The 7062-nt window shown below is 68.8% G+C and carries 6 protein-coding genes; all 6 read left to right on the top strand.

Annotation, left to right across the window (positions count from 1 at the left end; all coding sequences use genetic code 11):
• The first annotated feature begins 104 nt into the window (after positions 1–104).
• A complete protein-coding gene (locus tag HCC78_RS31045) occupies positions 105–1526 on the top strand; it encodes an ABC transporter substrate-binding protein (RefSeq protein ID WP_371743964.1) in 1422 nt (473 codons plus the stop codon).
• A 69-nt stretch (positions 1527–1595) separates the two neighbouring features.
• Entirely contained in the window at positions 1596–2510 is a 915-nt protein-coding gene (locus tag HCC78_RS31040; RefSeq protein ID WP_172332595.1) for an ABC transporter permease, read from the top strand.
• A 10-nt stretch (positions 2511–2520) separates the two neighbouring features.
• Positions 2521–3456 carry an ABC transporter permease gene (locus tag HCC78_RS31035; RefSeq protein WP_216671391.1) on the top strand — a complete coding sequence of 312 codons (936 nt, stop codon included), beginning with the start codon at positions 2521–2523 and terminating at the stop codon, positions 3454–3456.
• Positions 3449–5086, top strand: coding sequence for an ABC transporter ATP-binding protein (locus tag HCC78_RS31030; protein WP_172332593.1), 1638 nt, complete (start codon positions 3449–3451; stop codon positions 5084–5086). Before HCC78_RS31035 ends, HCC78_RS31030 begins: the two co-directional genes overlap by 8 nt.
• A 2-nt stretch (positions 5087–5088) precedes the next feature.
• On the top strand, positions 5089–6060 hold the full coding sequence (locus tag HCC78_RS31025) for a 2-hydroxyacid dehydrogenase (RefSeq protein ID WP_172332597.1): 972 nt from the start codon (positions 5089–5091) through the stop codon (positions 6058–6060).
• Between the two features lies 1 nt (position 6061).
• Positions 6062–7062: DUF475 domain-containing protein (locus HCC78_RS31020; RefSeq protein WP_172332592.1), on the top strand; the 1001-nt coding region annotated here is incomplete at its 3' end.

Below are 7062 nucleotides of genomic sequence, written 5' to 3'. Positions count from 1 at the left end.
CTGCCGGCATTTTGGGAGGAAAACTTATGACATTCCGTGGTGTCCTGCTTTGCGGGGCTGCTGTTTCGTGCCTTGGGCTTCCGGTCCTGGCGGCCGATACGGACGTGACGATCGTGCTGAACGAGGAGCTCGAGACACTCGAGCCGTGCATGTCGTCGCAGTCCAACATCGGCCGTGTTCTGCTGCAGAACATCTCCGAGACGATGACCGAGCTCGACCCGTCGAACGGCGCGCTGATGCCGCGGCTCGCCACCTCCTGGGAGGAGACGGACGATGCCACCTGGCGGTTCCACCTGCGCGAGGGTGTGACCTTCTCCGACGGCACGGCCTTCGATGCGGCGGACGTGAAGCACTCGGTGGAGCGGACGCTGTCCGACCAGCTGACCTGCGAGATCGGGGCGAAGTATTTCGGCGGCATGGAGATCACCGCGACGGTGGTGGACGAGCACACGATCGACATCGCCTCGGACCCGGCGCAGCCGATCCTGCCCTTGCTGATGTCGACGCTGACCATCGTGCCGTCGGAAACCCCGATGGAATTCACCCGCGATCCGGTCGGCACCGGCCCCTACGAGCTGACCGAGTACAATGTCGGCCAGGACATCATCCTGGAGCGCCGCGACGGCTACTGGGGCGGCGCGCCGGCGGTGACCAAGGCGACCTACGTGTTCCGCTCCGACGACGCGGTGCGCGCGGCGATGGTGCAGACCGGCGAGGCCGACATCGCGCCGCTGATCAGCCAGACCGACGCGACCAACAAGGCGACCGACTTCGCCTATCCGAACTCGGAGACCACCTACCTGCGGATCGACTCGGGCATCGCGCCGCTGGATGACCTGCGGGTGCGCCAGGCGCTGAACATGGCGGTGGACCGCGAGGCCTTCCTCGGCACGCTGATCCCCGAGGACGCGCAGATCGCCACCCACATGACGGTGCCCTCGACGCTGGGCGCGGACGAGGACCTGGCGGTTCCGGCCTACGATCCGGAGGCGGCCAGGGCGCTTCTGGAGGCGGCCAAGGCCGACGGCGTTCCGGTCGGCAGCGAGATCCTGCTGGTCGGGCGGCTGGGCAACTTCCCCAACGTCACCGAGGTGATGGAGGCGCTGCAGGCGATGTTCGCGGATGCGGGCTTCAACATCAAGCTGCAGATGGTCGAGGTCGCGGAATGGGTGAAGTACTATTCCAAGCCCTTCGCGGCGGGCGACACGCCGGCCATCGTGGCGGCGATGCACGACAACAACCGCGGCGACCCGGTCTTCTCGATGTACTTCAAGTATGCCTGCGACGGGCTGCAGTCGGGCATCTGCGACCAGGAGCTCGATGCCGACATCGCCGCCGCGACCGGCACCGCGGGGGAGGGCCGGGCCGATGCCTGGCGCAAGGCCTTCGCCCGCGTCCACGACCTGTCCGCGGACGTGTTCCTGTTCCACATGGTGGGCTTTTCCCGGGTGAGCGAGCGGCTCGACTTCACCCCGAGCATCGCCACCAATTCCGAGCTGCAGCTGTCGCAGATCGGCTTCAAGTGATCCCCGACTGACCCCCGGACGGGGCGGCGCGCGGCCGCCCCGTCCCCCCGGAACCCGGAGGAGCTCTCCATGCAACGCTTTCTCGCGAAGCGCGCGGTGTCCAGCGGGGTGTCCCTCATCCTGCTCGTCATCGCCGTCTTCTTCCTGTCGCGCCTGACCGGCGACCCGACCGACCTGTACCTGCCGATCGACGCCTCCCAGGAAGCCCGGGAGAACTTCCGGGCGCTGCACGGTCTCGACCAGCCGCTGATCGTGCAGTTCTTCAGCTATCTCGGCGATCTCGTCCGGCTCGACTTCGGCGAGTCGATCCGCCGCGCGCGCCCCGCGCTCGAAGTGGTGACCGAGGCCTTCGCCTGGACGCTGCAGCTGGCGGTGATCACCATGGCGATCGTCTCGGGCGCGGCGATCACGCTGGGCTCGCTGGCGGCGTTCAACCTCGGCGGCATCTTCGACCGGATCGCCACCTTCTTCTCGCTGATCGGCGCCTCGGCCCCGGACTTCTGGGTGGCGATCGTCGCCATCGTGGTGTTCTCGGTGGGCTTCGGCTGGCTGCCGACCTCGGGCACCGGCACGGTCTGGCACTGGATCCTGCCGATCGCGGTGCTGTTCATCCGGCCCTTCGGGCTGATCCTGCAGGTGGTGCGCGGCTCGATGATCACGGCGCTCGGCTCGGCCTACGTGAAGACCGCGCGCGCCAAGGGCGTCGGCCCGCGCGCGACGATCTTCGTGCATGCGCTCAGGAACGCCATGCTGCCGGTGCTGACCGTGATCGGCGACCAGGCGGCGGCGCTGCTGAACGGCGCGGTGGTGGTGGAGACGATCTTCGGCTTTCCGGGCATCGGCAAGCTGATGATCGACTCGATCCTGCAGCGCGACTTCTCGGTGGTGCTCGCCTCGATCATGGTCACCGCCTTCGCCATCTTCCTCATGAACATCCTGATCGACCTCGCCTATGCGGCGCTCGATCCGCGCATCCGGTACTGAGACCATGGCCATGTCCGACACCCACACGACCGTCGCCGCGGCCCGCAAGGACCCGGGCGAGCCGGGACCGCTCCGCACCTTCCTGAAGCTGCTCCGGGCCGACAAGCCCGCGACCTGCGCCGCGATCTTCCTCGGCCTGGTCATCCTCTGCGCCCTGTTCGGGCCGATGCTGCTGGAGGCGGTGTCCTCCAAGCAGAACCTGCGCGGCCGCAACGCCGTTCCGTTCCTCTTCGGGCAGGACTGGACGATGTGGCTGGGCGGCGACCAGCTGGGCCGGCCGCTCCTGGCGCGGATCATCGTCGCCGCCTCGAACACGATGGCGATCGCCACCGGCGCGGTGGCGGCCTCGCTGCTGATCGGATCCTCGCTGGGCCTGGTGGCGGGCTATTCCCGCGGCCGGCTCGGCCAGATGATCCCGCGGCTGGCCGACGTGATCATGTCCTTCCCGTCGCTGCTCCTGGCGGTGATCGTGCTCTACATGCTGGAGCCCTCGGTGGGCAACATCGTGCTGGTGCTCGCGATCACCCGCATCCCGGTCTACCTGCGCACCACCCGCGCCGAGGTTCTGGAGATCCGCGAGCGGATGTTCGTGCAGGCCGCCATCGTGATGGGCGCCTCCACCCCGCGGATCATCTTCCGCCACATCCTGCCGGTGATCCTGCCGACGCTGGTGACCATCGCGACGCTCGACTTCGCCTTCGTCATGCTGGCCGAAAGCTCGCTCAGCTTCCTGGGCATCGGCATCCAGCCGCCCGAGGTGACCTGGGGGCTGATGGTGGCGCAGGGGCGGCCCTACCTGACCTCGGCCTGGTGGCTGAGCTTCTGGCCGGGCCTGGCGATCATCCTGACCACGCTGTCGCTGAACCTCTTGTCGAACTGGATGCGCATCGCGCTCGACCCGACGCAGCGCTGGCGGCTCGAAACCGGAGGAAAGAAGAATGGCTGACCCGCTTCTCGAAGTCCGCAACCTGTCGGTGACCTTCGACACCGCCCGCGGTCCCGTCCATGCCGTGAAACATGTCAGCTGGGCCGTGAACCGCGGCGACGTGCTGGCGATCCTCGGCGAATCCGGCTCGGGCAAGTCGGTCAGCTCCTCGGCGGTGCTCGACCTGATCGACATGCCGCCCGGGCGGATCGACAGCGGCGAGATCCTGTTCGAGGGCCGCAACATCCTGGAGATGTCCGCGGCCGAGCGGCGCGGGCTCAACGGCAAGCGCATCGCGATGATCTTCCAGGATCCGCTGAGCCACCTGAACCCGGTCTACCGGGTCGGCTGGCAGATCGAGGAGACCATGGCGATCCACGGCACGGCCCGCGCCGAGGCGAAGGCCGAGACGCTGCGGCTGCTCGCCAAGGTCGGCATTCCCGACCCGCAGGCGGCGGCGGAGAAATACCCGCACCAGTTCTCGGGCGGGCAGCGCCAGCGGCTGATGATCGCCATGGCGCTGGCCTTGAAGCCCGACGTGCTGATCGCCGACGAGCCGACCACCGCGCTCGACGTCACCGTGCAGGCGCAGATCCTCGGGCTGCTCGAGGAGCTGCAGAAGGAAACCGGCATGGCGCTGGTGATCATCACCCACGACCTGGGCGTGGTGGCCGAGATCGCGCACCGCGTGGTGGTGATGTCGAAGGGCGAGATCGTCGAGGCCGGCACCGCGGCCGAGGTCTACCGCAACCCGCAGCATCCCTACACCAAGCGGCTGATCGGCGCCGCGCCGGGCAAGGGCGAGATCCATCCCGACGAGCTGGACACCCCGCCCATCCTGGCGCTGCAGAACGTCTCCAAGCAGTACGGCGCCTTCACCGCGCTGCACGGCATCAGCTACGAGCTGCGCGAGGGCGAGACCCTGGCCATCGTCGGCGAGAGCGGCTCGGGCAAGTCGACCACCGCGCGGCTGCTGCTGCGGCTGGAGGAGGCCTCGGGCGGGCGGGCGCTCTACCAGGGGCGCGACCTGTTCGCGATGAGCCCGAAGGAGCTGCACGGCCTGCGCCGCGACATCCAGATGGTGTTCCAGGACCCGACCCAGAGCCTCAACCCGCGGATGACCGTGTTCCAGCTGGTCTCGGAGGGCTGGGCGATCCATCCCGGCATCGTCGAGAAATCCCGCTGGAAGGCGCGCGTGGCGGAGCTGCTGCGCGAGGTCGGGCTTTCCGAGGAGCACATGCACCGCCATCCGCACCAGTTCTCGGGCGGACAGCGCCAGCGCATCGCCATCGCCCGCGCGCTGGCGCTGGAGCCGCGGATCATCGTCTGCGACGAGGCGGTGAGCGCGCTCGACGTGCAGGTCCAGGCCCAGGTGATCGAGCTTCTCGACCGGCTGAAGGCGGCGCACGGGCTGAGCTACATCTTCATCGCCCATGACCTGCCGGTGGTGCGCGACTTCGCCGACCGGGTCATCGTGATGCAGGGCGGCAGGATTGTCGAGCAGGGCGGGGTGCGCCAGATATTCGATGCCCCGCGGGAAGAGTACACCCGCAACCTGCTGGCCGCCTCGCTCGATCCCGATCCGGAAATCCAGGCGCGGCGCCGTGCGGAAAGACTGGAACGGCAGAAACTGGCCGGGGAGGCCGCGTGACGATGAAACCCGACGTGATGATGCTCTATCCGCAGCGCCCCGGGGCGATGGCGCAGCTCGAGGCGGCCTACACCCTGCACCGCTATGACCTGGCCGGCGACAAGGCCGCCTTCCTGGCCGAGCACGGGCCGAAATGCCGCGCGGCGGCGACCAACGGCCATGCGCCGATGACCCGCGGGATCCTCGCGGCGATGCCGCAGCTGGAGCTGGTCGCCTGCTCCTCGGCCGGGTTCGACGGGTTCGACACCCGCGCCATGGCGGAGCGCGGGGTGCGGCTGACCAATTCCTCGCCCGCGCTCTGCGACGACGTCGCCGACACCGCCATCATGCTGATGCTGGCGGCGCGGCGCGGCATGGTGGCGGGCGATGCCTGGGTGCGCTCGGGCGACTGGGCGGAGAAGGGGCCGATGCCGCTGACGCGCTCGACCTCCGGCAAGGTGCTGGGGGTCATCGGCATGGGCACGATCGGCAAGGCGATCGCGCGCCGCGCGGAAGCCATGGGGATGGAGGTGCGCTACTGGAACCGCCGCCCCAAGGACGTGTCCTGGACATATGTGGCGGGCCTCGAGGAGCTGGCGCGCCAGTCCGACACGCTGGTCGCCATCGTGGCGGGCGGCGAGGGCACGCGCGGGCTGGTCTCGGAGGCGGTGATGGAGGCGCTGGGGCCCGGGGGGCTCCTGGTCAATGTCGCCCGCGGCACGGTGGTCGACGAGGAGGCGATGATCGCCTGCCTCTCGGACGGGCGGCTCGGCCATGCCGCGCTCGACGTCTATGCCTCCGAGCCCGATCCCGATCCGCGGCTGGTGTCGCTGCCCAACACCACGCTCTATCCGCACCATGCCTCGGGCACCGTCGAGACGCGGGACGCGATGGCGCAGCTGGTGGTGGACAACATCGCCGCGCTCTTCGCCGGCACGCCCCTGCTCACCGAAGTCGATCTCTCGGGCTACCTGCCCGAACCGGCAGGGGCCTGAGATGCTCAGATACTTCGGATGGGCCCATGCGGTGACGGCTGCCGGGCTCTGCCTCGCCTTCTGGCTGGGCTTGAGCTATTCCGGCACGCTGGGCGGCGCGCTCGGCTTCCTGATGATCGGCGCGGTGCTGGCGGTGCTGGAGATCTCGCTGAGCTTCGACAACGCCATCGTCAATGCCAACAAGCTCAACGAGATGGACCCGGTCTGGCAGCGCCGCTTCCTGACCTGGGGGATCCTGATCGCGGTCTTCGGCATGCGCATCCTGTTCCCCCTGCTGATCGTGGTCGTGGCCGCGGGGCTGGGGCCCTGGGAGGCGATCCGGCTCGCCGCCACCCGGCCTGCCGAATATGCCGAGATCATCCGCGGCGCGCACCTGTCGATCGCCGCCTTCGGCGGCGCCTTCCTGATGATGGTGGCGCTGAGCTGGTTCGTCGACGAGGCCAAGGAGGTCGACTGGATCGCCGGCATCGAGCGCGCGATGCGCCGCTGCGGCTCGGTGCGCGGCGCCGAGATCGCCGCGGTGCTGGCCATCGTGGCGGTGTTCTCGCGCTTCCTGCCGGAGGCCGGGCGGGACGAGTTCCTGTTCGCCGCGGCCTGCGGGCTGCTCACCTTCCTCGGGGTGGACATGCTGGGCCATGTGCTCGACGCCCGGGACGCGGCAGGTGCGGCGGCCAAGGGCGGGCTGGGGGCGTTCCTCTATCTCGAGGTGCTGGACGCGAGCTTCAGCTTCGACGGGGTGATCGGCGCCTTCGCGCTGACCCAGAACCTGTTCCTGATCGCGATCGGGCTGGGGATCGGGGCGATGTACGTGCGCTCGATGACGATCATGCTGGTGGAGAAGGGCACCCTGGCCGAGTTCCGCTATCTCGAGCACGGCGCCTTCTGGTCGATCCTGGTCCTGTCGGTCATCATGTTCGCCCAGACCCTCGTCCACATCAACGAGGCCGTGACGGGACTCCTCGGAGCAGCGTTCATAGCAGCAGCACTCGCGTCCTCGATACG

The sequence above is a fragment of the Mangrovicoccus sp. HB161399 genome, from assembly GCF_013184745.1.
In the GTDB taxonomy this organism is placed as follows: domain Bacteria; phylum Pseudomonadota; class Alphaproteobacteria; order Rhodobacterales; family Rhodobacteraceae; genus Mangrovicoccus.
This window is presented reverse-complemented; position numbering and strand designations above follow the sequence as displayed.

Excerpts from the sequence above, each read along its gene's own strand:
- HCC78_RS31030 (WP_172332593.1), top strand. The coding sequence starts at position 3,449 with ATGGCTGACCCGCTTCTCGAAGTCCGCAACCTGTCGGTGACCTTCGAC.
- HCC78_RS31025 (WP_172332597.1), top strand. The coding sequence starts at position 5,089 with ATGAAACCCGACGTGATGATGCTCTATCCGCAGCGCCCCGGGGCGATG.
- HCC78_RS31040 (WP_172332595.1), top strand. The coding sequence starts at position 1,596 with ATGCAACGCTTTCTCGCGAAGCGCGCGGTGTCCAGCGGGGTGTCCCTC.
- HCC78_RS31035 (WP_216671391.1), top strand. The coding sequence starts at position 2,521 with ATGTCCGACACCCACACGACCGTCGCCGCGGCCCGCAAGGACCCGGGC.